At 62.2% G+C, this 23115-nt stretch carries 32 protein-coding genes; 12 read left to right on the forward strand and 20 right to left on the reverse strand.

Going from position 1 to position 23115, the window contains the following annotated elements; all coding sequences use genetic code 11:
- Nucleotides 1-31: 31 nt before the first annotated feature.
- The 5 genes from ACSFC7_RS19400 to ACSFC7_RS19420 all read left to right on the forward strand — a co-directional run bounded on the left by ACSFC7_RS19400 (nucleotide 32) and on the right by ACSFC7_RS19420 (nucleotide 4817).
- Nucleotides 32-577 (forward strand): poly(R)-hydroxyalkanoic acid synthase subunit PhaE, encoded by a 546-nt coding sequence (locus ACSFC7_RS19400; protein ID WP_436344452.1) that lies wholly within the window; start codon nucleotides 32-34, stop codon nucleotides 575-577.
- Nucleotides 574-2214 (forward strand): class III poly(R)-hydroxyalkanoic acid synthase subunit PhaC, encoded by a 1641-nt coding sequence (phaC, locus tag ACSFC7_RS19405; protein ID WP_436344453.1) that lies wholly within the window; start codon nucleotides 574-576, stop codon nucleotides 2212-2214. The genes ACSFC7_RS19400 and phaC overlap by 4 nt, the downstream gene beginning before the upstream one ends.
- A gap of 130 nt (nucleotides 2215-2344) precedes the next feature.
- Complete coding sequence (locus tag ACSFC7_RS19410) at nucleotides 2345-3088, forward strand: beta-ketoacyl-ACP reductase (protein WP_436344454.1); 744 nt, start codon at nucleotides 2345-2347, stop codon at nucleotides 3086-3088.
- 162 nt (nucleotides 3089-3250) lie between these two features.
- Nucleotides 3251-4051, forward strand: a complete 801-nt coding sequence (locus tag ACSFC7_RS19415; protein ID WP_436344455.1) for a proteasome subunit alpha — start codon at nucleotides 3251-3253, stop codon at nucleotides 4049-4051.
- Nucleotide 4052: 1 nt separating this feature from the next.
- Nucleotides 4053-4817, forward strand: a complete 765-nt coding sequence (locus ACSFC7_RS19420) for an archaeal proteasome endopeptidase complex subunit alpha (protein WP_436344456.1) — start codon at nucleotides 4053-4055, stop codon at nucleotides 4815-4817.
- A 495-nt stretch (nucleotides 4818-5312) separates the two neighbouring features.
- Here the strand turns inward: ACSFC7_RS19420 and ACSFC7_RS19425 are convergent, their stop codons facing one another.
- The 4 genes from ACSFC7_RS19425 to ACSFC7_RS19440 form a co-directional block, all read right to left on the reverse strand.
- Nucleotides 5313-6338, reverse strand: coding sequence for a DUF7351 domain-containing protein (locus ACSFC7_RS19425; protein ID WP_436344457.1), 1026 nt, complete (start codon nucleotides 6336-6338; stop codon nucleotides 5313-5315).
- A 91-nt stretch (nucleotides 6339-6429) separates the two neighbouring features.
- The gene (locus ACSFC7_RS19430; protein ID WP_436344458.1) at nucleotides 6430-7464 is read right to left on the reverse strand and encodes an NAD(P)H-dependent flavin oxidoreductase; all 1035 of its coding nucleotides are present in this window, start codon (nucleotides 7462-7464) and stop codon (nucleotides 6430-6432) included.
- Nucleotides 7465-7495: 31 nt separating this feature from the next.
- Nucleotides 7496-8014 (reverse strand): cyclic pyranopterin monophosphate synthase MoaC, encoded by a 519-nt coding sequence (gene moaC, locus ACSFC7_RS19435; RefSeq protein ID WP_436344459.1) that lies wholly within the window; start codon nucleotides 8012-8014, stop codon nucleotides 7496-7498.
- Nucleotides 8007-9434, reverse strand: a complete 1428-nt coding sequence (locus ACSFC7_RS19440; RefSeq protein ID WP_436344460.1) for an NAD(P)H-hydrate dehydratase — start codon at nucleotides 9432-9434, stop codon at nucleotides 8007-8009. Before ACSFC7_RS19440 ends, moaC begins: the two co-directional genes overlap by 8 nt.
- Nucleotides 9435-9509: 75 nt before the next feature.
- Here ACSFC7_RS19440 and ACSFC7_RS19445 point away from each other — a divergent pair, with 75 nt between their 5' ends.
- A complete protein-coding gene (locus ACSFC7_RS19445) occupies nucleotides 9510-10007 on the forward strand; it encodes a hypothetical protein (protein WP_436344461.1) in 498 nt (165 codons plus the stop codon).
- A 55-nt stretch (nucleotides 10008-10062) separates the two neighbouring features.
- Here ACSFC7_RS19445 and ACSFC7_RS19450 read toward each other — a convergent pair whose 3' ends face one another.
- Nucleotides 10063-10341 (reverse strand): acylphosphatase, encoded by a 279-nt coding sequence (locus ACSFC7_RS19450; RefSeq protein ID WP_436344462.1) that lies wholly within the window; start codon nucleotides 10339-10341, stop codon nucleotides 10063-10065.
- A 215-nt stretch (nucleotides 10342-10556) separates the two neighbouring features.
- On the opposite strand from ACSFC7_RS19450, the gene ACSFC7_RS19455 reads away from it, so the two are divergent.
- Together ACSFC7_RS19455 and ACSFC7_RS19460 are read left to right on the forward strand one after the other, a co-directional pair.
- Nucleotides 10557-11576 (forward strand): mRNA cleavage and polyadenylation specificity factor-like protein, encoded by a 1020-nt coding sequence (locus tag ACSFC7_RS19455; RefSeq protein ID WP_436344463.1) that lies wholly within the window; start codon nucleotides 10557-10559, stop codon nucleotides 11574-11576.
- A gap of 5 nt (nucleotides 11577-11581) precedes the next feature.
- A complete protein-coding gene (locus ACSFC7_RS19460) occupies nucleotides 11582-11830 on the forward strand; it encodes a hypothetical protein (protein ID WP_436344464.1) in 249 nt (82 codons plus the stop codon).
- A 71-nt stretch (nucleotides 11831-11901) separates the two neighbouring features.
- Here ACSFC7_RS19460 and ACSFC7_RS19465 read toward each other — a convergent pair whose 3' ends face one another.
- A complete protein-coding gene (locus tag ACSFC7_RS19465) occupies nucleotides 11902-12219 on the reverse strand; it encodes a DUF3784 domain-containing protein (RefSeq protein WP_436344465.1) in 318 nt (105 codons plus the stop codon).
- 129 nt (nucleotides 12220-12348) lie between these two features.
- On the opposite strand from ACSFC7_RS19465, the gene ACSFC7_RS19470 reads away from it, so the two are divergent.
- Nucleotides 12349-13605: a tyrosine-type recombinase/integrase gene (locus tag ACSFC7_RS19470; protein ID WP_436344466.1), complete on the forward strand. Its 1257-nt coding sequence runs from the start codon at nucleotides 12349-12351 to the stop codon at nucleotides 13603-13605.
- Here ACSFC7_RS19470 and ACSFC7_RS19475 read toward each other — a convergent pair.
- From ACSFC7_RS19475 to ACSFC7_RS19505, 7 genes are all read right to left on the reverse strand, one after another.
- The gene (locus ACSFC7_RS19475; RefSeq protein WP_436344467.1) at nucleotides 13587-13727 is read right to left on the reverse strand and encodes a hypothetical protein; all 141 of its coding nucleotides are present in this window, start codon (nucleotides 13725-13727) and stop codon (nucleotides 13587-13589) included. The two genes, ACSFC7_RS19470 and ACSFC7_RS19475, sit on opposite strands and share 19 nt — an antisense overlap.
- Nucleotides 13724-14041, reverse strand: a complete 318-nt coding sequence (locus ACSFC7_RS19480; RefSeq protein ID WP_436344468.1) for a hypothetical protein — start codon at nucleotides 14039-14041, stop codon at nucleotides 13724-13726. The genes ACSFC7_RS19475 and ACSFC7_RS19480 overlap by 4 nt, the downstream gene beginning before the upstream one ends.
- An 89-nt stretch (nucleotides 14042-14130) precedes the next feature.
- A complete protein-coding gene (locus tag ACSFC7_RS19485; RefSeq protein WP_436344469.1) occupies nucleotides 14131-14547 on the reverse strand; it encodes a hypothetical protein in 417 nt (138 codons plus the stop codon).
- Nucleotides 14544-15053 (reverse strand): hypothetical protein, encoded by a 510-nt coding sequence (locus ACSFC7_RS19490; RefSeq protein WP_436344470.1) that lies wholly within the window; start codon nucleotides 15051-15053, stop codon nucleotides 14544-14546. Before ACSFC7_RS19490 ends, ACSFC7_RS19485 begins: the two co-directional genes overlap by 4 nt.
- The gene (locus ACSFC7_RS19495; RefSeq protein ID WP_436344471.1) at nucleotides 15050-15793 is read right to left on the reverse strand and encodes a hypothetical protein; all 744 of its coding nucleotides are present in this window, start codon (nucleotides 15791-15793) and stop codon (nucleotides 15050-15052) included. The genes ACSFC7_RS19490 and ACSFC7_RS19495 overlap by 4 nt, the downstream gene beginning before the upstream one ends.
- The gene (locus ACSFC7_RS19500) at nucleotides 15790-16152 is read right to left on the reverse strand and encodes a hypothetical protein (protein ID WP_436344472.1); all 363 of its coding nucleotides are present in this window, start codon (nucleotides 16150-16152) and stop codon (nucleotides 15790-15792) included. The genes ACSFC7_RS19495 and ACSFC7_RS19500 overlap by 4 nt, the downstream gene beginning before the upstream one ends.
- Entirely contained in the window at nucleotides 16149-16388 is a 240-nt protein-coding gene (locus ACSFC7_RS19505) for a hypothetical protein (protein ID WP_436344473.1), read from the reverse strand. The genes ACSFC7_RS19500 and ACSFC7_RS19505 overlap by 4 nt, the downstream gene beginning before the upstream one ends.
- 618 nt (nucleotides 16389-17006) lie before the next feature.
- On the opposite strand from ACSFC7_RS19505, the gene ACSFC7_RS19510 reads away from it, so the two are divergent.
- Complete coding sequence (locus ACSFC7_RS19510; protein ID WP_436344474.1) at nucleotides 17007-17189, forward strand: plasmid mobilization protein; 183 nt, start codon at nucleotides 17007-17009, stop codon at nucleotides 17187-17189.
- On the opposite strand, the gene ACSFC7_RS19515 is transcribed toward ACSFC7_RS19510, so the two are convergent.
- The 7 genes from ACSFC7_RS19515 to ACSFC7_RS19545 all read right to left on the reverse strand — a co-directional run bounded on the left by ACSFC7_RS19515 (nucleotide 17186) and on the right by ACSFC7_RS19545 (nucleotide 21670).
- Entirely contained in the window at nucleotides 17186-18256 is a 1071-nt protein-coding gene (locus ACSFC7_RS19515; protein ID WP_436344475.1) for a Cdc6/Cdc18 family protein, read from the reverse strand. The two genes, ACSFC7_RS19510 and ACSFC7_RS19515, sit on opposite strands and share 4 nt — an antisense overlap.
- A gap of 245 nt (nucleotides 18257-18501) precedes the next feature.
- Complete coding sequence (locus ACSFC7_RS19520) at nucleotides 18502-18897, reverse strand: response regulator (protein WP_436344476.1); 396 nt, start codon at nucleotides 18895-18897, stop codon at nucleotides 18502-18504.
- 604 nt (nucleotides 18898-19501) lie between these two features.
- Entirely contained in the window at nucleotides 19502-19933 is a 432-nt protein-coding gene (locus ACSFC7_RS19525; protein WP_436344477.1) for a response regulator, read from the reverse strand.
- 258 nt (nucleotides 19934-20191) lie between these two features.
- On the reverse strand, nucleotides 20192-20395 hold the full coding sequence (locus tag ACSFC7_RS19530; RefSeq protein WP_436344478.1) for a hypothetical protein: 204 nt from the start codon (nucleotides 20393-20395) through the stop codon (nucleotides 20192-20194).
- A 111-nt stretch (nucleotides 20396-20506) separates the two neighbouring features.
- The gene (locus ACSFC7_RS19535) at nucleotides 20507-20812 is read right to left on the reverse strand and encodes a hypothetical protein (protein WP_436344479.1); all 306 of its coding nucleotides are present in this window, start codon (nucleotides 20810-20812) and stop codon (nucleotides 20507-20509) included.
- Nucleotides 20812-21294, reverse strand: a complete 483-nt coding sequence (locus ACSFC7_RS19540; protein WP_436344480.1) for a hypothetical protein — start codon at nucleotides 21292-21294, stop codon at nucleotides 20812-20814. The genes ACSFC7_RS19535 and ACSFC7_RS19540 overlap by 1 nt, the downstream gene beginning before the upstream one ends.
- Nucleotide 21295: 1 nt before the next feature.
- Nucleotides 21296-21670: a hypothetical protein gene (locus ACSFC7_RS19545; protein ID WP_436344481.1), complete on the reverse strand. Its 375-nt coding sequence runs from the start codon at nucleotides 21668-21670 to the stop codon at nucleotides 21296-21298.
- A 160-nt stretch (nucleotides 21671-21830) separates the two neighbouring features.
- On the opposite strand from ACSFC7_RS19545, the gene ACSFC7_RS19550 reads away from it, so the two are divergent.
- Together ACSFC7_RS19550 and ACSFC7_RS19555 are read left to right on the forward strand one after the other, a co-directional pair.
- Nucleotides 21831-22082: a MarR family transcriptional regulator gene (locus ACSFC7_RS19550; protein ID WP_436344482.1), complete on the forward strand. Its 252-nt coding sequence runs from the start codon at nucleotides 21831-21833 to the stop codon at nucleotides 22080-22082.
- Complete coding sequence (locus ACSFC7_RS19555) at nucleotides 22075-22722, forward strand: J domain-containing protein (RefSeq protein WP_436344483.1); 648 nt, start codon at nucleotides 22075-22077, stop codon at nucleotides 22720-22722. Before ACSFC7_RS19550 ends, ACSFC7_RS19555 begins: the two co-directional genes overlap by 8 nt.
- The last annotated feature ends 393 nt before the right edge of the window (nucleotides 22723-23115 follow it).

Here is a 23115-nt window from a genome sequence, read left to right on the forward strand (position 1 = left end):
TTTTCAGCGCCGCTCCCACAATTTTAGTCCAATGACAGATTCACAGCCCCAGGCGCAGAACTGGAACGCGGTCGTCGAACAGTGGAACGAACAGTTCATGGATGCCCTCGAGGAGAACATGGAAGCCCAGGCCCAGTTCGTCGAGAGCTGGTCCGACGCCGTCGGCGAGGCCACCGAAGAGAACGAGATTTCCGACGGCGTGGAGGGCTACGCTCGCGCCTACGAGACGTGGATGAACGCCTCCCAGCAGATGGTCGACCGGATGAACGACAGCATCGAGGGCGAGGAGGTCGACATGGAGGAGTTCCGCGACATCTGGCTCAACACGGCCAACGAGGCGTTCAAGGACGTCATGTCGACGACCGCCTTCGCGAAGATGACCGGCGAGACCGTCGGCGACATTCTCGAACTCCAGCAGCAGGCCGACGAGGCCTCCCAGGAGACGCTCAGCACGCTCGGCTTCGCGACCAGAGACGACGTCGTCGAGGTCGGCGACCGCCTCGTCGAACTCGAGCGCCGTCAGCACGCCGTCGAGCGGAAACTCGACCGCGTTCTCGATCACCTCGAGGAGGAATGATGAACCCGTTCACATCCGTCCTGGACATGCAGCGCCAGGCCTGGGAGGCGACCGCCGACCTGGCCGACAAGAGCAAAGTGACGCCCGACCGGACCGAAACTCTCGAGAACGTCGAGGTCGGCCAGACGCCGAGCGAGGTCGTCTACGAGGAGAACAAGCTCACACTCCTCCACTACGAGCCGATGACGGAGGAGCAACACGACATCCCGATCCTCGTCACGTACGCGCTGATCAACAAGCCGTACATCCTCGACCTGCAGCCCGACCGATCGGTCGTCCAGACGCTGCTCGAGGCCGGCTTCGACGTCTACCTGATCGACTGGGGCGAACCCTCGCGGCTGGACCGCACGCTGGGGCTCGACGACTACGTCAACCGCTACATCGACAACTGCGTCGACGTCGTCCGCGAGCGCTCCGGTCAGGATTCGATCAACATCCTCGGCTACTGTATGGGCGGCACGAAGTCGGCGATGTACGCCGCGCTCTACCCCGAGAAGGTCGAGAACCTCGCGCTGATGGCTGCGGGTCTCTGCTTTGCGGGCGACGGCGGCGTGCTCGAACTCTGGGGTGCCGAGGACTACTACGACCCCGAGACGGTGACCGACACGTTCGACAACGTCCCCGCAGGGTTCCTCGACGTCGGCTTCGCGCTGATGGATCCCGTCGCGAACAACATGACGAAGTACGTCCGGTTCTACGACAACATGGAGGACGAGGACTTCGTCGAGAACTTCGCCCGCATGGAGCGCTGGCTCGACGAGGGGATCGACGTCGCCGGCAAGGCCTACGAGGAGTTCATCCGCGACATCTACCAGGAGAACAAGCTCTACGAGAACGAACTCTACCTGAACGGCGAGCACGTCGACCTCACGAAGATCGATATGCCCGTCCTCCAGATCGTCGCGGAGTACGACCACCTCATCCCGCCGGAGGCGTCGAAGCCGTTCAACGACGTTATCAGCTCGGACGACACCGAGATCCTCGAGTTCGCGACGGGCCACATCGGGATGTCCGTCTCCTCGAGAAGCCACGACGAACTCTGGCCGCAGGTCAGCGAGTGGTTCGAGGCGCGCTCGAACGGAACGGACGTCGAGGCCGAACCCGAAACGCCGGAACCCGAGGAAGAGGACGCGGCACTCGCCGAGGACGTTACCGGCGACGAAACCGGCCCTAGCGATCTGACCGACGGGGGCGCGGCCGTCGAGTCCGAGGACGGCGCGGAGACGGACGAAACCGGCATCGGAACCCAGACGGACGAGTCCGACGTCGACGCCGAAACCGACGAGCTCGACGCCGAGACGAGCGACCTCCACGGCGAGGATCGAACGGACGAGGAAGTCACCGCACGCGGTGAAGACGATATCCAGGACGAACCCGCGGAGCCGGGTGAGATGACCGTCGACGAAGACGTCGTCGAGGAAGTCGCCGGCGAGGACGCCGCCTCCGAGATCGAGGCCGAAACCGACGATCTGACCGATCTCTCCGGTGTCGGACGGGCCTACGCGGACGATCTGACCGAAGCCGGCATCGAAACCTTCGATCAGCTGGCCGACGCCGATACCGCGGAGCTAGCCGCCGAAACCGGCATCTCACCGAGCCGAATCGAAGACTGGATCGAGCAGGTCCAGAACCGATAACGCCGCTGCGGTAGCCGACGGCTCGCGCGACGACGCTGGGTCGTCGATCTGTCTTCCCCGTTCTTCTCACCGAAGTATGTCCTGATAGCCAACATGTCGTTATTTATCGCCGGACGTTGACGGGTGAACCATGTCTATGGATGGGCGAACCTGCGTTATCACGGGCTCGGCGCGCGGTATCGGACGGGGCATCGCGGAGTACCTCGGCGAGGAGGGCGCAAACGTCGTGATCAACTACCGGTCGTCGGAGGAACCGGCGCTCGAGGCGGTCGACGCCATCGAAGCGGTCGGCGGGAGCGCCGTCACCGCACAAGCCGACGTCTCCAACCGCGACGAAGTCGTACATATGCGCGAAGTCTGTCACGACGCGTTCGGTCCGGCGGACGTCCTGGTCAACAACGCCGGCATCACGGCGGACGAGCAGTTCACCGAGATGACCCGCGAGGAGTGGGATCGGGTCATGGACGTCAACCTCGGCGGGATGTTCAACTGTACCCAGGAGTTCTTCGACGACGTCTGGAACGCCGACGAGGGCCGCCTGATCAACATCTCGAGCGTCGTCGGCAAACAGGGGAACTTCGGGCAGGCCAACTACGCCGCCGCCAAGAGCGGCATGTTCGGTTTCACCCGCACCATCGCCCTCGAACTCGCTAAAGGCGGGTCGACGGCTAACTGCGTCGCCCCCGGCTTCACCGCGACCGACATGCTCGAGAGCGTGCCGGATCACGTCCTGGAGCGGATCATCTCGGGAATCCCGCTCGAGCGACTGGCGGAAGTCGAGGACATCGCCGCCGTCGTTCGCTTCCTCGCCAGCGAGGAATCCTCATACGTGACGGGCGAAGTGATCGACGTCAACGGCGGGATGGACCTGTAGTCGGCGTCGCGACGTCGATCCAGTCGACCGATCACAGCTCTCAGTCGCCGCTATTCGCGCTCCCTCGATTCTGCTGCAATCCTCGAGACGGGTTCGTACACCGTCGCGGCTAAAATATATTTTAGCTAACACATATTCCGACAGGGGCCGTCGTTGCTACTGATGGAATCGAATACCAGATTAGAGACGAGCGATTTCGGGCCGAACGGCGTCCCGGGAATCGGGCGTCGTTCGCGCTCCGATCGAGAGGACCGGTGGACGAATTCGGAACTGACCGACTCGAGTACCGCCTCGAAGGAGATTAAAACGGGAACCACGACGGTCGGTGCCGTCGGTGCAGACGGCGTCGTCCTCGCGGCGGACAGGCGGGCGAGCCTCAGTGGGCAATTCGTGACGAACCAGTCGGCGCGGAAGATCGAACCCGTCGACGACCGAACGGCCGTCGCGTTCTCGGGCAGCGTCAGCGACGCACAGTCGTTCGTCCGACAACTCCGCGCCGAACTCCGACAGTACGAGTTCCGCCACGGCGACGCCGCGTCGGTCGAAACCGCCGCGACCGTGGCCGGCGACCTCGTTCGACGCGGTCCCTACCGGATCCTCGACCTCGTGCTCGCGGGCGTCGACGACGACCCGGCCGTCTACCAGATCGGCGGCGGCGGTAGCGTCATGGACACCGCGTACGCGGCCAGCGGCAGCGGCATGCAACTCGCCTACGGCTCGCTCGAGGGGGCCTACGAACCCGACCTCCCGCTCGCGGACCTCCGTCGCGTCGTCGCGGCCGCCGTGCAGAGTGCGACCGAGCGCGACACCGCCAGCGGCGACGGGATGACGATCGCGACGATCGCTCCCGACTCGCTCGACCTCGAGCAGTTCGACGATATCGCCGCGGCCGTCGCGTCGACGGCGGCTATCGAGGGCGACAGCCGGCCGAACCCGGACTCGACGTCCGAGGAGGGGCGCTGAGATGGAGTCGAGTGCACCCCAGCAGGCCTACGACCGCGGCAACACGATCTTCTCGCCGGACGGCCGGCTCTACCAGGTCGAGTACGCTCGCGAAGCCGTCGAACGCGGCTCGCCGAGCGTCGGCGTCGTAACCGACGACGGCGTCGTCCTCGCGGCGCGAAAACGCGTTCGATCGCCGCTGCTCGAGGCGGACACGATCGAGAAGATCCATCGGGTCGACGATCATCTCGCGATCGCGACTGCGGGGCACGCCGCCGACGCGCGACAGCTCGTCGACGTCGCACGCCGCGTCGCACAGCACCATCGGGTCCGATACGGCGAGCCCATCGGCGTGGAATCCCTCGCGACGCACCTCGCGGATCACGTCCAGGAACACACCCAGACGGGCGGCTCGAGACCGTTCGGTGCGGCGCTGCTCGTCGCCGGCGTCGATCCCGATCGACCGGGCGGGAGCGTCGGGCGGCCGCGACTCTTCGAAGTCGACCCCAGCGGGACGCCCTACGGCTGGCGGGCCGTCTCGATCGGGAACGGGTCCGGCGAGATCAGCGGGTTCTTCGAGGACCGACTGGACGGCGATGGTCCGCTCGATCGACGTCGGGGAACGACGGCGGCGCTCGAGGCGCTCGAAGTGACGGCTGAAGGCGATGGTGACGCGGACCTCGAGCCGGAGAGTATCGACGTCTGGACGATCGACTCGGAAACCGGGACCGTCGACGAGTTCTCGACCGGCGAGATCGAAGCGGTGCTCGGGGAACTCGAGTCGTAGTTCGCTTCTCGGGTACGTCCTCGGTCGATACTACTGTGAACCGCCTCGGGGTCAAGTGGTTCGAGAGAGCAAAGCTCTCTCGTTATCAAGCGAACGCTTCGCGTTCGCGGACATCGCGAATCTCCGATTCGCTCAGTCACGGAAGATCAAAGATCTTCCGTACGACCCCGAGGTACTCGGCCTGCTACGCCTGTAGATTCGTCATCTGACACGGATTCGGAATCGACGTTCTCGATCCGTTTAGTCTCCGTACGAATGGAACGCTCGAGCCGATACCGTACGGACGACGACAACGTGTGTTCTGCAACCGCTGGCGGCGATGATTTCCACGTCCTCCCCAGCCGATTCACTCACTCTCTTCGTTCGTTCGCTCATCCCTCGCACGACTTCGGGCCGCGGTTCACTTCTCGCTCACCGCGGCCCAGCGCGCGCCACCGCAACGTGGTATGACCGGTCCGGAATAGGATGTGAATTACCGCCGCAGACTACGGACTATTAGCCTTCGACGCTCGCCCGCTGGACGTCGACCACGTCGAGCCCTTCGTCGACGTACAGCGCGAGCACGTCGTCCTCGAGTTCGACGACGACCCGAACCGCGAGCGGGTCATCCGAGAGCACCGTTTCGGCCCACTCGTGACCGACGTTCCAGATCGGGCGGTCGCCGACGTCCCGGTCGTGATCGCGGTAGAACGAGACGACGTCCGCGTGCTCGAGCAGCGCCAGCGTGACGGGACAGCGCGCTTCGGTGCCGCAGGTGGAACACTCGAGGACGGCCTGGACGTGGTCCGTGTGTTCGGCCGGCAGTTCGTCGGCGACCGCAGCCGAGGGAGCTCCGAGTCGGGTGTCGACGGTGCCGGCACACTCGGGACAGACGCCGTCGCGCATGAGCGCGAGCCGGTGACGGTGGTGGCGGTCGAACGCCTCGGGAAATCGCCGTCCGTGAGACTCGAGTCCCGACGGCGGAAAGCCGAGTGCTAACAGTCGGCGCTCGCAGCCGGCACAGGCCACGGTCACGATATTGTCCGTCGATTCGGCCTCGAGCGCCTCGCGACCGCAAAACGGACAGGCCTCCTCGAGCGCGATCGGCGGGTGGTCGACCCGGTGGGTGTAGGTGCCGGTGGCGATCGCCCGGGCGATCTGCAGTCCGGCGTAGGTGAGTTCGTAGCCCGCCGGACTCTCGCCGGCCCCCTCGCTCTCGTCCGCCTCGTACTTCCGAAGGTACGGACCGGCGAGTTGCTCGAGGTGGTACGCGAAGCCGGCCGACGTGTCGACCTCGGAGGCTTCGAACAGCTCCGAAAAGGAGATGCGCGACGGCTCGTCGCCGTCGGTTCTTTCGAGCATCGTCTCGAGAATTCCCATCCGAATCTCGTTGCCGAGCGCCTGAAAGGCGTCGCTGGGCGCGGATAGCTGCTCGGTCCGGGCGGACTCGAGGGCGGGCTCTCGGGGCGAATCCGCCGGGTTCGGACCGGACTCGTTCCCTCCAGCGGTTGGCGACGGCTCGTCCGTGTCCTCGAAGGACATGCCACGGTGTTTGGGTCCGGGTCCCAAAGTAGGTTCCGTGTGCGGCAAGTCGTCCGTCGTTCGATACTGATCCGTCGTCTCGACTGTCCGATCAGCCGTCCCGATCCGACCACCCCGCTGTCCTCGAAATTGCCTCGCGTGTCTCCGAAACGAGGGCTTCGACCGCGTCTCCCGCCGGACGAACGTCGTCAGTTAGGCCGACGCTCTGGCCCGCGTACAGCGCCATCTCCCCGATATCACCGTCGACATCCGGCGTCGCCAGCGCCTCGTCGTAGCGTTCGATCGGGTCACCAGCGCCGGCGTCCGTTCGCGCAATCACGTCGGTTTCGCCGGGTCGTTCCCCGACGGGTGGTCGATCCGCGTCCTCCCATCGCTCGAGCGTCTCGTTTCGCAGGACGCGGTGCGCCATCCCCGGCCACCCCTTGTCGAACACCGTCGTGTAGCTGGTGTCGGTTTCGTCGCTCTCTCGAACGCGGCGCTGGTACTCGTCGTGGACGTTCGCCTCCGCCGTCGCGACGAAGCGGGTGCCGAGCCACGCGCCGTCGGCCCCCAGCGCGAGCGCTGCCGCGATTCCCCGACCGTCGGCGATGCCGCCCGCAGCGACGATCGGCACCTCGTCTCCGACCGCGTCCGCGACGCGGGGAACGAGCGCGGTCGTCGCCACCTCGCTCTGGACGTGACCACCCGCCTCGAGGCCCTGCGTGACGACGACATCGACCCCAGCATCTACAGCCTCGCGTGCAGCCTCGGCGCTGCCGACCGTCTGGAGCGAGAGCGCGCCCGCCTCGCGGACCCGATCGACGTAGGGGGCCGCGTCGCCGAACGAAACGGAGACGATCGGTGCGCCCGCCTCGAGGACGGCCTCGAGATGCGCGTCAGTCTCGACGAGCGTGGTCGCCTCGTCGAGCGCGAGGTTGACCGCGAACGGCTCCTCGGTCCGCTCGCGAGTCTCACGGATCACGTCTCGCGTCTCCTCGAGGTCGCGCCACGTGACCGCGAGATGCCCCAGTCCGCCGGCGTTCGAGACGGCCGCGGCGAGTTCTGGGGTCGTCGCGCTGCCGATCGGCGCCTGCACGATCGGGTGGTCGATCTCGAGGGTCTCACAGAGGGGTGTCCGGAGCGTCATCGTACACCCGTCGGTTTCCGTTAGCCGCACATCACTTCTCGTGTTTCTCCTTCGCGAGCACCCGCACGTTCTCGATGCCCGTCGACGGGTACTGTCCGTCGTCGTCCTTCTCGACGGCTTTGACCATATCCCAGACGACGTTCAGGCCCGTCGTGACGCCCTCGAGCGCCTCCATCTCGCAGCCCGTCTTCCCCGTCGTTTCGACGCCGACCTCGAGTTCGATGCGGTCCTCGGCGAGCGAGAACTCGGTGTCGACGTTGGTGATCGGAATCTGGTGGCACATCGGAATCGTCTCCCAGGTGTGTTTGACGGCCTGAATCGCGCCGATACGGGCGGTCGCGAGCACGTCGCCCTTGCCGACCTGATCCTCCCGAATCGCCTCGATGGTCGACGGCTGGAGGCGGATCTCCCCGACCGCGACGGCGCGGCGTTCGCTGTCGGGTTTGTCGCCGACGTCGACCATCTGGACGTCGCCGTCGTCGGTGGTGTGCGTGAGTTCGTCGGCCGCCGCTTCGCTCGAGTCCGCCTCCTGCGTTCGATCGTCACTCATCGGTCTCACCCCAGAGCGCCGCGGGAATCTCCTCGAGCATCTCGGAGGCGAGGAAGCCGAACTCCTGGGTCTCGGCCAATCGTTCGCCCGCGAGACCGTTGACGTGGGCGCCCGCCGCCGCGGCGTCGAGCGGGTTCGCGTGCTCCATCAGGGCCGCAACGATGCCGGCCAGCGTGTCGCCGGTGCCGCCGACTTTCATGCCCGGGGTGCCGGAGCGGCTGATCCGGGTCCGCTCGCCGTCGGTGATCACGTCGTTTGCCCCCTTCGCGAGGACGATGTGACCCAGTTCGGCCGCGAAGGATTCGATCCCGTCTGCGACCGCGGCCAAATCGTCGGTGTCCGGGCCGCCCATCCGCGCGAGTTCGCCTCGGTTGGGCGTACAGACCAGCGTCGCATCGGTCTCGACTTCGGGGACGACTTCCAGCGCGTCGGCGTCGACGACGACCCGCCCCGAATAGGACTCGAGGAACTGCGCTGCGGCCTCGAGCGTCTCGTCGTCCGTACCGAGTCCCGGCCCGAGGACGACGACGTTGTCGTACTGTTCGGCCGTCTCGAGGAGGTCCTCGGCCACCTCGGGTGTGAGCACGTCCTGTTCGTAGGGCTGGACGATGAGGTCCTCGCTGTATCCCTGAATCTCGCCGGCGACGGCGTCCGGTGCGGCGACGAAGGAGAGTTCCGCGCTGGCTCGTAACGCGGCCTGTGCCGCCAGCGCCGGCGCGCCCGTGTACGGGCCGCCGCCGATGATGTTAGGTCGGCCGTCGCGACCGTCTGGTCGGGCGAGCGAGATGTCACCCGGACCGACGTAGCGCTCGGCTGCTGCGGGAATACCGATGTCCGCGACCGAAACGTCGGCTGCGAGTTCGTCGAGCCCCGGTTTCGCGTCGTGGAAAGTGACGACGCGATCGGCGTCGACGCCGTTGTCCGCGTGGGCACCCTCGTTCGCGTCGAAGCCGGAGGGGACGTCGACCGAGACGACGGTGGCGTCGGCGGCGTTGATCGCCTCGGCTGCAGTCGCGACGGGCTCCCGGAGATCACCGCTGATTCCGGTGCCGAGCACGGCGTCGACGACGACGTCGCAGTCGGGGAGGTCGAACTGGCTCGAGTCGGTCACCTCCCGGGTGTCGTACTCGGCTCGCTCGAGGGCCTCCCAGTTCTCGTGGGCGATCTCGGTCCCGATGTTCTCGGACTTCCCGAGCAGGAGGGTGGTAACCGAATAGTCGTCAAGAAACCGCGCGGCGACGAACGCGTCCCCGCCGTTGTTTCCGCGACCGGCCACGATCGCGACGCTCGAGCCCGGTTCGGCGACGGTTCGAACCGCGCGGGCGACCGCGTGCCCGCTCGACTCCATCAACTGCTTTCGCGGCACCCCGAGTGCCGCGGCGTTCTCGTCGACCGCGGCCATCCGCTCGCCTGTAATCATGTGGGAGCGTTCGACGGGCCGACCGTTGAAGATTGCGGACGACACGCTGAAGCGATCGCAGCACCGAGAGCCACTGTGAACGTCTTCTGGCTCGACGAGGACCCGCGGCTCGCGGCGCGGTATCACTGTGACCAGCACGTCAACAAACTGCTGCTCGAGGCGGCTCAGGTGCTCTGTACCGCGGCCCGCCAGAACGGCTACGAGGCCGACTTTCTCTACGAGCCAACCCACACCGGCCATCCCGTCACGAAATGGGCCGCCGAGTCTCGAGCGAACTGGCTCCGCTTGCGCGAGCACGCCGAAGCGCTCAACAGGGAGTTCGTCGAGCGATACGAGAAGGACGACGACCACGCCTCCTGGCAGGTGATCGAGCGAATCGATCCCGACGCGATCGCGTTTCCGAGCGACGAACCGACGCCGCGGCCCCAGACGATGCCCGACGAGTACAAGCGACCCGGCGACCCGGTTGCGGCCTATCGAGCCTACTACGCCGGCGAGAAGGCCGACTGGGCCGAGTGGCGGCACACCGACGAGCCGCCGTGGCTCGCGGCGTATCTGGCCGACCTCGAGTGATCGGTCGACGCGCGGTCGACACTCCTTCGTCGTCGGTTTGTCCCAAGACCGCAGTTCAGTACTGAATTTCGAAGCCGTCCTCGCCCTGTGGCTCCTCGTACTCCGTCTCGACGTCCTCGACTTCGGCCGCGGGGCTGCCCGTGTGACACCACTCGATCATCGACTCGACGGCGTCCTCGGGCCCCTCGAACACCGCCTCGACGCGGCCGTCCTCGAGGTTCTTCACCCAGCCGTCGACGCCCTTCTCCTGCGCCGTATCGCGAGTGTTCGCGCGGTAGTAGACGCCCTGTACCGTGCCCGAGACGAAGACGTGTGCGCGGGTTCGATCTGCCATGTGCGGGTCATCGACCGCGACCGTCAAAAATCCGGGTCAACGATCCGGCTCGTATCCGTGACGAGAAATCGGCTGGGGAGGACGCTGAATCCCTAGGTGTCACGAGTCGCGGACGGTTTCCTCACAGATTTCGTGTCGTCACTCGAGCTACTCGACCCGCTGATGACGTTCGAAAAGCGAGATGTAAACGTAGCTCGAGCTCCAACCGGTACTCAGTGACCGTACGGTATCGAGACGGCATCCACTTCGAACGAGAGGGCGATTCCGAGCCACACGTCGTCGCCGACGCCCGCAGCGCCGTCGGCACCGTGAACGTCGTCAGCCACGCCCACGCCGATCACACCTTCCGGTCGGCCCCGGAGACGGTCGTCTGCTCGGCCGAAACCGCAGCCATCGCGGAGGCCCGCACCGGGACCGGCTTCGAGTTCGTCGACGCCGCACCCGGCATCGAACTCGTCCCGGCGGGCCACGTCGTCGGCTCTCGAGCGGCGATCATCGACCGCGAGGACGCGAGCGACGGTACCGACTCGCAGCGATACTGCTACACCGGCGACTTCTCGACCCGGGATCGGTGCTACCTCGAGGGGTTCGACCCCCACGCGGTCGACGCGGACGTCCTCGTGATGGAGACCACGTACGGACTTCCCGAGTACCGCTTCCCGACGCAAGAGACGCTCGAGGCCGAAATCTCCGACTGGATCGGCGACAACGACGACCGGCCGCTCTTCCTCTTCGGCTACTCGCTGGGTCGGGCCCAGAAGCTCCAGTGGATCGCCCGGAGCGCATCCACCGATCGCGAGACCCTGGTCTCCGACTCGATCCACGACGTGAACCGGGCCATCGAAACGGCAACGGATGGCCGACTCGAGTTCCTCGGCCGCCCATACGACACCCTTCGAAACCTCACGGACGAGATCGTGATTCTGCCGTCGAACCAGGCTCGAGCGGACTGGGTCGAGGCGGCCGTCGCCCGTGAGAATGCGCTCAAGGCGGGCTTTTCGGGCTGGGCCGTCGACTCGTCGTTCCGGTATCGGGGGAATTACGATGTGACCTTCCCCCTTACCGACCACTGTGACTTCGACGAACTCGTCGCCACGGTGCGGGCGATCGACCCCGAGGTCGTCTACACCACCCACGGCTTCGACGAGGCGTTCGCAGACGTCCTCGAGACGGAGTTCGGTTACCGAGCCAGACCGTTGAAGCGAGATCAAACGACGCTCGAGGAGTTCTGGTAACGACGATGGGCATCATCGATCACTTCGAAGAGGAGTACCTCGACGTCTCGAGTAGTCGCGCGACGGTTCGCGAGTTACTCGAGTTGTTCGTCGGTGCCATCGGCTTCGTCGTCGCCGCGAGCGCCCTCGCGTACTACCTGCTCGGCGGAACGGTCGCCCTCGCCGTAGCCGCGATCCTCGCGGTGATCTTCGCCATCACGCTCGTCTCGCAGGCGTACTGGGCGCTCACCGGACGTGAGGACTACAGGCAGTAGTCGTCGTCCCTCGCCGAATCCCTCTCTCACACGCCACAGCGCGCTCGTCAGGCCGCGCGTGGACGGAACTCTCACGCCGCGTCTTCGTAGCGGCGAGCGCCGACGAGCATGCGAGCGGTCACTGCCGCGACGCCGACGAGGAAGCCGACCCAGATCAACTCGGTCCCCGCGAACGGCCCCGTATACTCGACGACGGCGACGAGCACGAGCAGCGCAGCGACGTAGAGGGTGTTCGTTCCGATGAACGTCGCCAGCCCCTCCTCGTCGGTGACGCGGTCGGAGTCGTAGCCCGCGATCAACTGGACCATCCCGAAGTACTTGATCAGGACGCCGAGCGCGCCGACGAACCCAGCCGCTGCGAGGAGGGAACCGATCGTCCCGTCGACCATACCCACATAGTGACGCCGAAACGACAAAACGATTTCGTGGACGAGCTCACTCCCCGGTTCGCAGGTGGTGGAAGATGTACTTCTGGCCACAGGCAATTTGTAGTAGTAGCGCTTCAGATAGTCTCCAGTATGGGAGATATCAATGACCCTCAAGATTTCGCCGGGGGTCTCAAACGCCAACATCGCTTGCTCCAGGAGTCGGAGGCCGTCTTCGACGTCGACCGCAAGGCGATCGGACGCTGGCTCCGCAAGAAGGACGGCTCCGTCGCGATCTCGAGTCTGAAGACGTACCTCCGACGCGTCCGTGCTGCGAGCGAGCGATCCGAAACGCCGCTCGTCGAGATGGAAGAGTCGGATTACCACGACCTCGTCTTCCGCCTGCGACACGAACACGAACTCGCGGACTCGACGGTCCAGAGTTACGAGAACGCCGTGCTCCTCTTCCTCGGAGATATGACCGACTTCGAGTGGATCGACGACGTCGAGCGGACGAAGGTCGAACGAAGTGGTCCCGAGGTCGATGAGATGCTGGCCCCGAAAGACATCCAGGCGCTGACGTCGACGGCTCGACACCAGCGCGACGTCGCCTTCATCGAGTTCCTCGCGGACACTGGCGCCCGTCTCTCGTTGGCCCTCTCGCTGCGCGTGCGTGACATCGATCTCGATGATCCGCCGACGTACAAGCCGAACAGTGACGCGGTCGGCCTGAAGGGCGCACCGATCACCGAGTACCCGCTGATCGACTCCGCAGCTGCGATCCGTTCGTACCTGCGGACCGCACACCCCAGACCGAACAACCCGGATGCAGCCCTCTTCCACAAGCTCAAACCGCACAGTCGCGGGGAAGATGGCGAGCGCTGGACCGACGACGGCGCCGTCGTCCCGAACGCAGCCCGCCAACAACTCGTCCGAATCTCCGATCGTGCCGATCTCGAGAAGCCGGTCAAGCCCCATGCGTTCCGACACGCTGCGATCACGCGAATGGTACGCGAAGGCTACAGCCGATCGCAGATCGAGCATCGAGTCCACTGGACGCTCGATACGAACATGTGGGAGACGTACGAGCACATTACGTCCGAAGAGCACAACGAGGACATCTTCCGCGCTGCTGGCATCCTCGACCCCGAGGATGGCCCGGACCGAATCCGGAAGAACTGCGGGAACTGCCAGCAACCGCTGGCTCCCCATCACGACTGGTGTCCGAACTGCGGCCAGCCTGCGGCTCCGGGTGCCGCAGACGAACACACCGACGCGAAGGATACTGTCCTCGAGGAACTCGTCAACGAGACGAACCCGGCGACGCGCCGGGAGCTCCGAGCCCTCCTGGACGAACTCGACGAGCGGCCGGACACTGCTCGCGGCGACGCTCACGACGATCCCTCCTGACGACGCTCGAGTGCGCGGCGGGCCATCGCCGTGATCTCCGGGTTGATGTCCTTGCGAACCAGTGCTTTCAGTTTCTCCTCGCGGCTTCGGCTTGTGTCGATGTCTTGGCTTTCGGTACTCATAGGTCGCTCACCAGTTGGTCGCGGATGTGCTGTTGTTCATCTCGCGGGCGATTCGACAGTGGATAGCAGGTCACGAGCCGGCCGTTTGGCTCGGCCAACAGGATCGTCTCGGTCACTTCGTGTAGTCGCGCACACTCTGCCGGCGGCTTCGCGCTCGGGTAGTCGATCGGGATCGCCTCGAGCCACGCGATGCGCGGGTTGAGGTTCGGGCGACCGGAGCGCTCGGACCACCGCTTCGGGAAGTGAGGATCGACGAAGATCTCGTCGTAGGTCGGTGTGTGGGAGACGTCGATGTCAGTCTCGACGATACTCATACCGGGACCACCCCGATCGCGCCGACGATGATGCCGCTGGCGAAGCCGATCGTCAGTGCGATCAGAACACGGAGGACGGAGAGCGGCATCTAGCGCTCACCTCCCGGCTGTAGTGATCGAATTTCGATAATCGGTCGAGGGGATGGTACATACAGCCCCAGTTCGTAACCGTCTCCAGACCCTTCGATAAAGTGGCGGTCATCAACAGTTTCGGTGGCCCAACCACGAAACGGACCGATGACTGCCATCTCTTCATAATCGACATTGCGTTCAGTACCGCTCGAGGACTGTCCGCCATCGGTGGCGACGTCGTCGGGGTGTGGCAGAACTCGGAAGCCGTCGTCGGTTCGGACTTTGAGCCCCGCGGTGCGTTCCCCGTCGTGACGTTTCTCGTCGTGCGTGTGAAGTTTCTCTCGAGATTCCTCGGAGGAAACGGTCGTCTCCGTACCGCAATCGGGACAGCGGATTCGGACCAGCTCCGGGAGTTGGGCGACGTCAGCGCTCATCGCGACCCACCCTCCTCGCGTTCGTAACTCTCCGGGTCTGGACCGAGGACGGCCTCGGTCGCCTCGTCCTGGTCGTCGGCCATCGGGACTGCGTCTTCGCCGATCGCGATGCCGTCTTCAGTTCCAACGATCGTCTCGCGGCGGAACACTTCCTCGAGGCCGCCATCGGTCGCGATCTCGCTCGCGCGTTCGAACTCGCCACCATCGGGGATGGCTGTCTCGGCTTGGTCATCCTCGAGGGCCGCATCACACTCGGGGCACACCTGACAGTCGAGGTACCGGCGCGGATCGATTTCCGACCGCCGGACGGGAGCCTCGATGATCTCGCCACACCGGGCGACGTCCCGCTCGTCCTCGCTATAAGGACAGTGGTGATAGACTTCCTCGACATCCGCGACCCACCACTCATCGGGCGTGTCGGCGTTGCCGTCGAACCGCTCGGCGAGAGCCCCCTCTTTGCAGCGCTGGCAGAGGTAGTCGCGGCCGCGACACTGGTCGCAGCTCATGCTTCCGCCCCGTTGTCCTCGAGCGTCGACTGTTCAGCCTGGTCGTCCTCTTCGACCTCGGCGTCATCGCCGAAGTACGCGATCGGGACGATCTCCTCGTCGATGAACCGCCCGAGCAGCTCGGGCTTCATTTCCTCGGGCTCCCAGATCGCGATGTAACCACTCGCGTAGATGACCAGTCGGACGAACTGGTCGCGCCAGTGTGTCGTTAGGGCGACGCCGACGTCGGCGTCGACGGCCTTGGACTTGAGCGCACCCGCGCCCCACTCGATCGTGACATCGTCGAGGTTGGATTCGTGGGTCGCCATCTCGACGGTCCACTCCCGTCCGGCGTCACGCTGGTTGCGGACGAACTCCCACGGTTTGAGTCGGACCGGCGCGATCTCCTGACCGATGCGTGTCGAGAAATCGTTGAACGGCCAGTCCGGTTCGTGCTCGAGGTCACTCGTGTGCGTGCGTTCGGCGAGGATCCAGCCACCGCCGTCGACGTCGGCGACCCACTCAGAAGCGACCTTCCGCCGGACGTCTCGAGTCTCGGTTTCGATATCGTGACCGTTGATCAGGACACGTTCGTCCTGCTTGACGACCTCGCCGGCGACGTTACCCGACTGGATGACGAGATCGTCGTCCAGGTAGGTCTGGGTCTCGACGACTTCGATGGCGCGGGTGTTGCCCTGGTGGTAGTTCTCGAGCGGCTCGTCGGCCGGATCGGCGAGGAGTGCGAGCTGGCCAGCGATCATGCTGGCTCACCTCCGGTGAGCTCCGCGATCGCATCCTCGTCGCCGTCAAGCGCAGCGCTGACGGTTTCACTGATATCGTCTTTGCCGACGATGACGGTGCCGACTAATTCGCGCTGTCCCTTTGTCCGAACGGCTTCGCCGAGTGGGTAGCACCCACCGTCGAAACTGAAACCTGCGAAGCCGACTGTCGAATCGATTTTGAAATGGTCGCGGTCACCATGCGGAGCACTGACATCGAGGTCCCCGATCACCTGGCCGATCAGGGCAATCGGTTCGTCGTCGTTGTACTCTTCGTACGTGTCGAACAGCGCATCGACGCGATCGTGCATCTCCTCGCGCGTGAGGAAACTCGTGGTCATCGAACCGCCTCCACATCGATGGTCTGGCGAGTCCAGATGTAGGCCTCGTCTGCGTTCGTTGGATCCGCAAGCCAGTAGCGTCCGGTCTCGTCGACGCGAGCCTCGCAGCGGCGTTCGTCTACCGGGTCGCTGTCCTCGATCGTCTCGAGGGAAGCGCGAACGACGCCGATGGTTTCGGCAAGGTTGGTACTCGTTTCTTCGGTACTCTTATTCGAATCGTTGGTGTCTGTATTCATGGTTACAGCTGCCCGGGGCGGATTCCTGCCCCGGCGTTGGTGTCTGTAGCCCGCGGACAACCGGAGCGCATAGACTGGTACTCTTGGGCGCTCCGGTGGTTGCCGCGAGTGGCTGGTTCTGCAGTTGATCACGAAACCCTACTAAGGTAACCCGCGTCATTTCGAAACAACGACTACGCAGTAATCTGCGGTTGTCGGTCGTACTGGCCGCTATAGCCGCCGCGTAACAATATCGTCCGATGGTGTCCGTGACCATGCGAGCAGGTGTTTCTGACTTCGAGTCGGGCGCTGGTGACGCCCGGCTCACTGCAGTTGATTGGTGAGCTATGCTCTACAGCGCGTTCGTCTCGACAGTGTATGATTCAGGGGCGTCCCATTCGCCACTGTCTTCTGCCTCAAATCGCGCGACGAGGGCTTCGCGAACGTATCGACTTTTGTTCCCATCCTCGCCAGCGCGACTCTCGAGGTCCTCCAACATTTCATCGGGCATCGTAAACGACGGTCGCGCCATAATACTGCATTACTACTGTACCACCATAATAATACCGTCTCGTACCAATGCAGAGTAGTACTTCCGAATGCTACATTCTTATATTACTGTGGCAGAATGGCAAAACCATGACCGAGCGCGATAAGCAGCTAACAACGTATGTAACGGAGGAGGAACAGCAAAAGATTCGTGTGAAAGCCGCGGAAGAGGGGTACTCTGGCGTTTCTGGATGGCTGCGGGATTTGGCACTTAGCGAATTGGAGGACGAAGAGGGAAATCCGAAGACGGAAGCAATGATGACAGCTGACTAATCCAGTTCGACAGTCTCTCTCGGACCGAACTTGACCGGAGCTTCTAACTCTTCATCGACCACCTCGTAGACTTTCGCGTTCGTTTTCCCAGGCATCGTGATCAAATCGTAGTCCTCCATTTTCGAGAGGTAGTTGCACGCCTGTCGCCATCCCACTGGATTCTTGTTTCGGCCAGCGAAGATCGCCTCTTTGTGTGTCTCGTACGCCTCGGACATCTCATCACCACTGGCGGGCCCGATCTCTCGGACCAGTTCGTACAATCGAAGATGCGGAACGGGTAGTGATCGAAGGTTCGCTTTCCGAATTTTCGCTTTCGCGCGATCGAACGCGTCCGTAACATCGCGTTCGTGAAAATACTCGTGATGGCGCTCGTCGGCCAGCTCCGCAGCGGCAAGGACGGTCTTGATCGCCCAGCGAGCTACCCCACCAGTCTCGTCTGCGATCCACTCGAGTTGATAAGAATCGGCCGGCTGGCCCATCAGCCCGTGCTCGACACGCGGCTCGAGGATATCGATCAACTCGGGGACGTGGTATTTCTGGTACTCGATCTGGCTCTCACCGCGGAACCGGGGTCGAATATCCCGATCGACGCGGTTGAGCCACTCATTATCCTCGTGCGTGATCGCAATCACCGACACCAGGTCAACCGAGAGCAGATCCTCGAGGATGTCCAGGTCGGGAATGACGTCGGCCTCGTCGAGCACGATGATGAACGGCTCGTCGACGATCGTCTCGAGCGTCGCGACGAGTTCATCGCGTGGCTGATTCCGTTGGACGACCGTCCCCTTCGGATACTTCTCGATGGCCTCGTGGATGATCCCGTTAGCCGTCTGTCCCGAGCACTCGATCAACGCCGAACTGACAGCAGCCCGCCTGCGGAGATCGCGAAGCATCCAGCGGGCAGTCGCGGTTTTCCCGACACCGGACGGTCCGTGGATCAGAACGTCACCAGCCCTTCCACCAGCAGTCGCTGGTTTGAGCAACCGTGAGAGTGAGTTGAGTTCTTCGTTTCGATGAAGGATATCAGTCGGATACGCGTCGTCGAAGACCCACCGATCTTTAATCATACGTGACTATTTCTAACGGTGATATAAAAGGCGTAACGGGCGTCGTTTCGAAACAGTCCCTGAAGGTCGCAATCTAGGCCGACGGTGATTGGGAACTAGTTCTCGACAAACCGCGAAAAGAGCGACTCTATTGAAACATTCAATAGGTGACAAGAGTTGCCTGCTGAATATAGAGGATGTGTTCAACACAACGACTTCGTTTGTTTCACGCTGAATCCAATGGATCAGCCGATCAGTAGATCTGCTTATTGAGCGGTGAGGTATGGTCGGAGCAGTTCAACGTACTTCTCGGGCTCGGTTGGCTTCTCGATAATCTTGTCTGCCCTTGATACCGATGCATTCTCGGACTCCATTTGTGTTTTCGAGCTTGTCATTATGACGACAGGGATGGGTGGGGTGACTGACTTGGCAGCATCCAATACCTCTTTGCCAGTCGTCTGAGAGAGCCTCCAATCGAGCAGCACCACGTCGAGGCGGGGTGTATCCTCGTACTCGTTTCGTCGATGGATGAAATCGAGCGCCTCATCCCTCGTATTCGCAGTATGAATAGTCGGGGTCAGTTCTAAGACAGTGAACGCCTCCTCAATGAACCGAATATTCCCCGGATTGTCATCGACGACGAATAGTTCCCCACCACTCATCACAATACCTCCATTGGAACGCACAATGTTACTGCTTCTTATGGATGTTTCGAACCGTCAAAATACAATAGAATGGTAGTTTCCCTATTGCAATACGTGTGTCCTCTGTACTGAGCAGTAACTATGTGGGCGAAGTAGAATCCAGAGACAGCTGCCACTATAATTTGGGCGAATAATAATGGTGAATGCCGCGGCAATAATCCACATGAGCAGTCTTGAAGACGGGCCACAAAAAACCGCTGGCGTCTGTAGAAATTGCGGGGAGATGTATGTTGTTCACGTTAATCCAGATGGAGATGTGAACCCGATTGGCATTACTGAGTGTACCTGTGGTGAGAGTAACCTACAAATCATCGGTAAACAGTAGTTCACCTGTACTGAACGATCAACACCTTCGCAAATTGAGCCAGAGTTCGTACTGCACTCGCGCCCTGTATTCAGCAGAAACTGAATCTTCTACTCAGATTCTGTCAGTAACAGCGTGCTGAATAGAGAAGATGGATGCAGCAAACCAGCATCGTTTCTTCCACCGGATTCGTATTGAATCAGCCGATCAATAGACCTGCGAACTTGCCATTGAGGGTAGCTATCTGGCTCTAAACCACTAAGAACAGGGAGGCAACCGCACCCTTTCAATCCAAAACCCCTCAACAGTCTGTACTAACTCGACAAACGACTCAGGATCGTCTGGTTTCGTCAAGTAAGCGTTCGCGTGTTGCTCATAACTCGAAATAATATCCTCGTTAGCCGTCGAACTGGTCAGTACAAGTACCGGAAGATGCTTCAGTTTAGCATCGTTCCTGATTTCCTCTAACACGTCAAATCCATCTCTACGGGGCAAATTCAAATCCAATAATATAAAATCAGGACACGGTGATTCCTCGTCCCTTAAGAAATCAATTGCTTCAATGCCATCGGTGGCAATATGCATTTCTACGTCAAACTCCGCATCTTGGAATGCTATCTGAGTTAATCGAACGTCTCCGGGATTATCCTCTACAAGCAGAATATCAGGGATAGAATTACTTTCACTCACGTATATCAATAAAGTCTCTCAGATAATCGGGGTTGCTTGAGTCTTATTGCTTTTTCTCGGTTAAAACTTCTTCCCAACTACTTTGGTAGCTGACCGGCTAAATTGATAGCCGCTTCAGTAACTACCTCCCCTGTACTGACCGGTCACACCTTTGCAAATTGGGCCAGACTTCGTGCGATATTCGCGCGATGTATTCAGCATGCCTCCAGAACCCCGTCACCGATTAAGGGTTTCAACAGAACCAAAAGAGCAGCTTTTCTACTCGCCGGTCGTGACGCTGCCCGCAGCCTCGAGGCCGACGTCGGCGACGATCTCCTCGCCCGTGATCCGCCAGCGTCCGCGTCGGTGTTCGTACGTGATCCGATCCCAGCCACCAGCTGATCGTGGTTCGAAGACGACCTTCTGGGCGCGGCCGTGCGGTGGCGTCCAGCGGATGGCGAAACTGTCGCGCGAGTCAGTCATCGTCGCCCTCCAGGTACTCGGCGATCGCCCGGCAGCGCCCGGCGACCTGCTCCTCGGTGAGCGGCCGCTCGAACGTGAGTGTCATCTCGATCGTGTCTCCGCTGGCCGCCATCAGAGACCTCCGTCGACGAGATCTATGTCACGCTCGGCGCGATCAAGTCGGCGCTCGACGTCCTCGAGACGGTCGTCGATCGTCTCGTGAGCGTCGACGATGTGCTCGGCGATGGCCTCATCCCCTGCTCCGAGGTCGTCCAGCTGCTCCTCGATCTCCTCGAGGCGTTCGGCGAGCGTACACGATGGACAGCTGCGACCAGTGGGGTTGCGAACGAAGATCGTCCCGCAGCGCGTACAGTACACCGACTCCTCGAGATAGTTCTGGTTGCCGTGGAGCTCGCGGCCGGGGCCGTTGAACGCCATCAGTCGCTCACCTCTTCGTCGCGGTCGTGCACCCGACCGACGACCTCGAGCCTCGATCGAGGGAACGCGTATCGTTTCTTCCCCTCGAGCTTGAGATCGGTCCGCTGCGGGTATACCACTTCGATGACGTCGTCGGTCGCCGGATACTCGGGGTTGACATCCGCGACCGTCGGCCCACCGTCACCAAGCTCGTACGCGTCAGCCTGGAGGGTGTCGAATCCGACGACAACCATCGTCGCGTCTGGATCCTGTTCGTCCTGGACGTGATCGCCGACGTCGATCGGCTCCCGGTCCTTGCCCTCGCCGTCAGCCATCGCCAATTGCTCGGCGATCCGTGAGGCGTGGACGTTGTCTTCGCCACCGTCGGCGCGGACACCCTCGGCGCCGGCGACCGCCTTCGCGTGTTCGATCTCCTCGAGGTCGCTCTGGACACGCTCTTCGGGCCACTCATCGACGTCGGTGGGCTGCTTCGCGACCGCCATTTCAGCACACCTCCTCGAGCACATCGTTCAGTTGGTCGGCCGCCGAGACAGGTCGGTCGGCCCAGCCGCCACACTCCTGGCCGATGAAGGCGATCCACTCGCGGACGTCGTCCCCGCCGGCACCGTTCGATGCGAGTTCAATCCCTTCGGTGTGCAGGATCGGCCCCTCGAGCGAGAAGACTGGAACCGCGCCGGAGTCGTCTCGTTCGGCGCGGGACTTCGTGACGACGATGCGCCCGCGCTTTCTATCCACGTGGTGGTGTCGCTGCTTGTTGTCTGCGCCGAGGTAGCCGAAGTTCCACGAGCGACGCTCGAGGACGACGTCGTCGATCTGAGCTTCCGAAACATCTTGGTTCGTGCGTTGCGTAGTAGCCATTTGCCTTTCACGAGGCACGGGAGGTCGGTGCTGTAACACCGGCCTCAGATTTTCCGAGGCGTCCCGTGCTCATCCTATAGTAATACAGCCGACTACTTAACCCTTAGGGTCTATGGATTATGGCATAAGGGTTAAGTCCAAAGCCATTGTCCCTTTAGACGTGAGCGTAACAACTACCAACCAAGGTTCAATGCTCGACTCAGAAGACCTTGGTCCGGCCGACGAGAAGTTGCTCGATATGCTCAACGAGGGACGCGTGACGGCACCATACGCCTCTGAAGAGACCGGCTACAGTCTACAGTACGTCCGCGATCGACTTGGCCGACTCGTTGAACACGGGAACGCGCGTAAAGTGTATGAGGGACTCTACGAACTCGTTGACGACCCGAGGGACGGTGATCCCGATGAGTAGTCAGCAGTACGCTGACGGCGGCTCACTCCAGTGGCCTGACGGCTACGACCGCACGGACTCAAACGATCGCGAAGCCTACCCCGGAAACATCTCGCTCAGCCACAAGCAGGCATTCGAGTCGATCGTCGAAGAACTCGAGCGCTGGGGGAAGACCGACGTCGAGATCGAGACCGCGGGAACGCACTACGCGAACGATCCGAACATCCCGCATAAGTCCGCTGACCCGAACGACGTCGGCGTCGTGGCCTATTACCGCGACCTCGAGGCCCGTGCCGACGAACAGTCGGCGATCGCCTGCGACCAGTGGGAGAGCCAGCGCGAGAACGCCCGCGCGATCTCGCTGTGGGTTCGACGCATCCGACTGGCCGATCGCTGCGGGGTCGAGACAGCGAAGGACATCGACGAAGTCGCGCAGCTGCCGCCCGCCGACGAGGAGGCGATCGCGGCGCCGCCGGCCTCGAGTAGCGATGGTCTCGACCAGGAGCCGCACGAGATCCTCGAGATCTCGCCGGACGCTTCGGACGACGTCGTCACGGCGGTCGCTCGGCGGAAGTCAGCGAACGTGCATCCGGACGGTGACACGCCTGACGTCGAGGAGTACAAGCGGATCCAGAAAGCAAAAGAAGTACTACTCCATTAATACTCATCTATATTTCAATATAGAGGAGGAGAATCAATAACGCAGGAACAGTTCCTAACACGACATGGATCAATTTACTGTTAGTAGTATAGTTCGAGTACCTTTCCGATATTACTGTATAGTAACTGCGAAACGCAGCAGCAAACAATATCCCGGGAAGGATCACGATTGGAAATAAAATCATACCGTCATTATACGAAAATGATTCAGATAATCTTGAAAAGATGGGTGTTAGAATTGTGAAAGGCGTGTATGATATCGCAAAGTTGAATAGAGAAATCAATGGATTGTATCGAGGAATCTCCCTTAGCAATCTTGTCTCAATATCCAAATACAGGAATATGTTCATTAGCGGGAAATAAAAAACAATACCTCGGAAAAACCACCGATAAC

It is taken from the genome of Natronorubrum halobium (assembly GCF_051351675.1).
In the GTDB taxonomy this organism is placed as follows: Archaea; Halobacteriota; Halobacteria; order Halobacteriales; family Natrialbaceae; genus Natronorubrum.

Excerpts from the sequence above, each read along its gene's own strand:
- ACSFC7_RS19495 (WP_436344471.1), bottom strand. The coding sequence starts at position 15,793 with ATGATCGCTGGCCAGCTCGCACTCCTCGCCGATCCGGCCGACGAGCCG.
- ACSFC7_RS19430 (WP_436344458.1), bottom strand. The coding sequence starts at position 7,464 with ATGACGCTCCGGACACCCCTCTGTGAGACCCTCGAGATCGACCACCCG.
- ACSFC7_RS19515 (WP_436344475.1), bottom strand. The coding sequence starts at position 18,256 with ATGATTAAAGATCGGTGGGTCTTCGACGACGCGTATCCGACTGATATC.
- phaC (WP_436344453.1), top strand. The coding sequence starts at position 574 with ATGATGAACCCGTTCACATCCGTCCTGGACATGCAGCGCCAGGCCTGG.
- ACSFC7_RS19545 (WP_436344481.1), bottom strand. The coding sequence starts at position 21,670 with ATGGCTACTACGCAACGCACGAACCAAGATGTTTCGGAAGCTCAGATC.
- ACSFC7_RS19450 (WP_436344462.1), bottom strand. The coding sequence starts at position 10,341 with ATGGCAGATCGAACCCGCGCACACGTCTTCGTCTCGGGCACGGTACAG.
- ACSFC7_RS19535 (WP_436344479.1), bottom strand. The coding sequence starts at position 20,812 with ATGGCGTTCAACGGCCCCGGCCGCGAGCTCCACGGCAACCAGAACTAT.
- ACSFC7_RS19470 (WP_436344466.1), top strand. The coding sequence starts at position 12,349 with ATGGGAGATATCAATGACCCTCAAGATTTCGCCGGGGGTCTCAAACGC.
- ACSFC7_RS19480 (WP_436344468.1), bottom strand. The coding sequence starts at position 14,041 with ATGAGTATCGTCGAGACTGACATCGACGTCTCCCACACACCGACCTAC.
- ACSFC7_RS19400 (WP_436344452.1), top strand. The coding sequence starts at position 32 with ATGACAGATTCACAGCCCCAGGCGCAGAACTGGAACGCGGTCGTCGAA.
- ACSFC7_RS19510 (WP_436344474.1), top strand. The coding sequence starts at position 17,007 with ATGACCGAGCGCGATAAGCAGCTAACAACGTATGTAACGGAGGAGGAA.
- ACSFC7_RS19475 (WP_436344467.1), bottom strand. The coding sequence starts at position 13,727 with ATGAGTACCGAAAGCCAAGACATCGACACAAGCCGAAGCCGCGAGGAG.
- moaC (WP_436344459.1), bottom strand. The coding sequence starts at position 8,014 with ATGAGTGACGATCGAACGCAGGAGGCGGACTCGAGCGAAGCGGCGGCC.
- ACSFC7_RS19440 (WP_436344460.1), bottom strand. The coding sequence starts at position 9,434 with ATGATTACAGGCGAGCGGATGGCCGCGGTCGACGAGAACGCCGCGGCA.
- ACSFC7_RS19520 (WP_436344476.1), bottom strand. The coding sequence starts at position 18,897 with ATGAGTGGTGGGGAACTATTCGTCGTCGATGACAATCCGGGGAATATT.
- ACSFC7_RS19490 (WP_436344470.1), bottom strand. The coding sequence starts at position 15,053 with ATGAGCTGCGACCAGTGTCGCGGCCGCGACTACCTCTGCCAGCGCTGC.
- ACSFC7_RS19505 (WP_436344473.1), bottom strand. The coding sequence starts at position 16,388 with ATGAATACAGACACCAACGATTCGAATAAGAGTACCGAAGAAACGAGT.
- ACSFC7_RS19410 (WP_436344454.1), top strand. The coding sequence starts at position 2,345 with ATGTCTATGGATGGGCGAACCTGCGTTATCACGGGCTCGGCGCGCGGT.
- ACSFC7_RS19555 (WP_436344483.1), top strand. The coding sequence starts at position 22,075 with ATGAGTAGTCAGCAGTACGCTGACGGCGGCTCACTCCAGTGGCCTGAC.
- ACSFC7_RS19485 (WP_436344469.1), bottom strand. The coding sequence starts at position 14,547 with ATGAGCGCTGACGTCGCCCAACTCCCGGAGCTGGTCCGAATCCGCTGT.
- ACSFC7_RS19460 (WP_436344464.1), top strand. The coding sequence starts at position 11,582 with ATGGGCATCATCGATCACTTCGAAGAGGAGTACCTCGACGTCTCGAGT.
- ACSFC7_RS19540 (WP_436344480.1), bottom strand. The coding sequence starts at position 21,294 with ATGGCGGTCGCGAAGCAGCCCACCGACGTCGATGAGTGGCCCGAAGAG.
- ACSFC7_RS19420 (WP_436344456.1), top strand. The coding sequence starts at position 4,053 with ATGGAGTCGAGTGCACCCCAGCAGGCCTACGACCGCGGCAACACGATC.
- ACSFC7_RS19415 (WP_436344455.1), top strand. The coding sequence starts at position 3,251 with ATGGAATCGAATACCAGATTAGAGACGAGCGATTTCGGGCCGAACGGC.
- ACSFC7_RS19500 (WP_436344472.1), bottom strand. The coding sequence starts at position 16,152 with ATGACCACGAGTTTCCTCACGCGCGAGGAGATGCACGATCGCGTCGAT.
- ACSFC7_RS19530 (WP_436344478.1), bottom strand. The coding sequence starts at position 20,395 with ATGACTGACTCGCGCGACAGTTTCGCCATCCGCTGGACGCCACCGCAC.
- ACSFC7_RS19465 (WP_436344465.1), bottom strand. The coding sequence starts at position 12,219 with ATGGTCGACGGGACGATCGGTTCCCTCCTCGCAGCGGCTGGGTTCGTC.
- ACSFC7_RS19425 (WP_436344457.1), bottom strand. The coding sequence starts at position 6,338 with ATGTCCTTCGAGGACACGGACGAGCCGTCGCCAACCGCTGGAGGGAAC.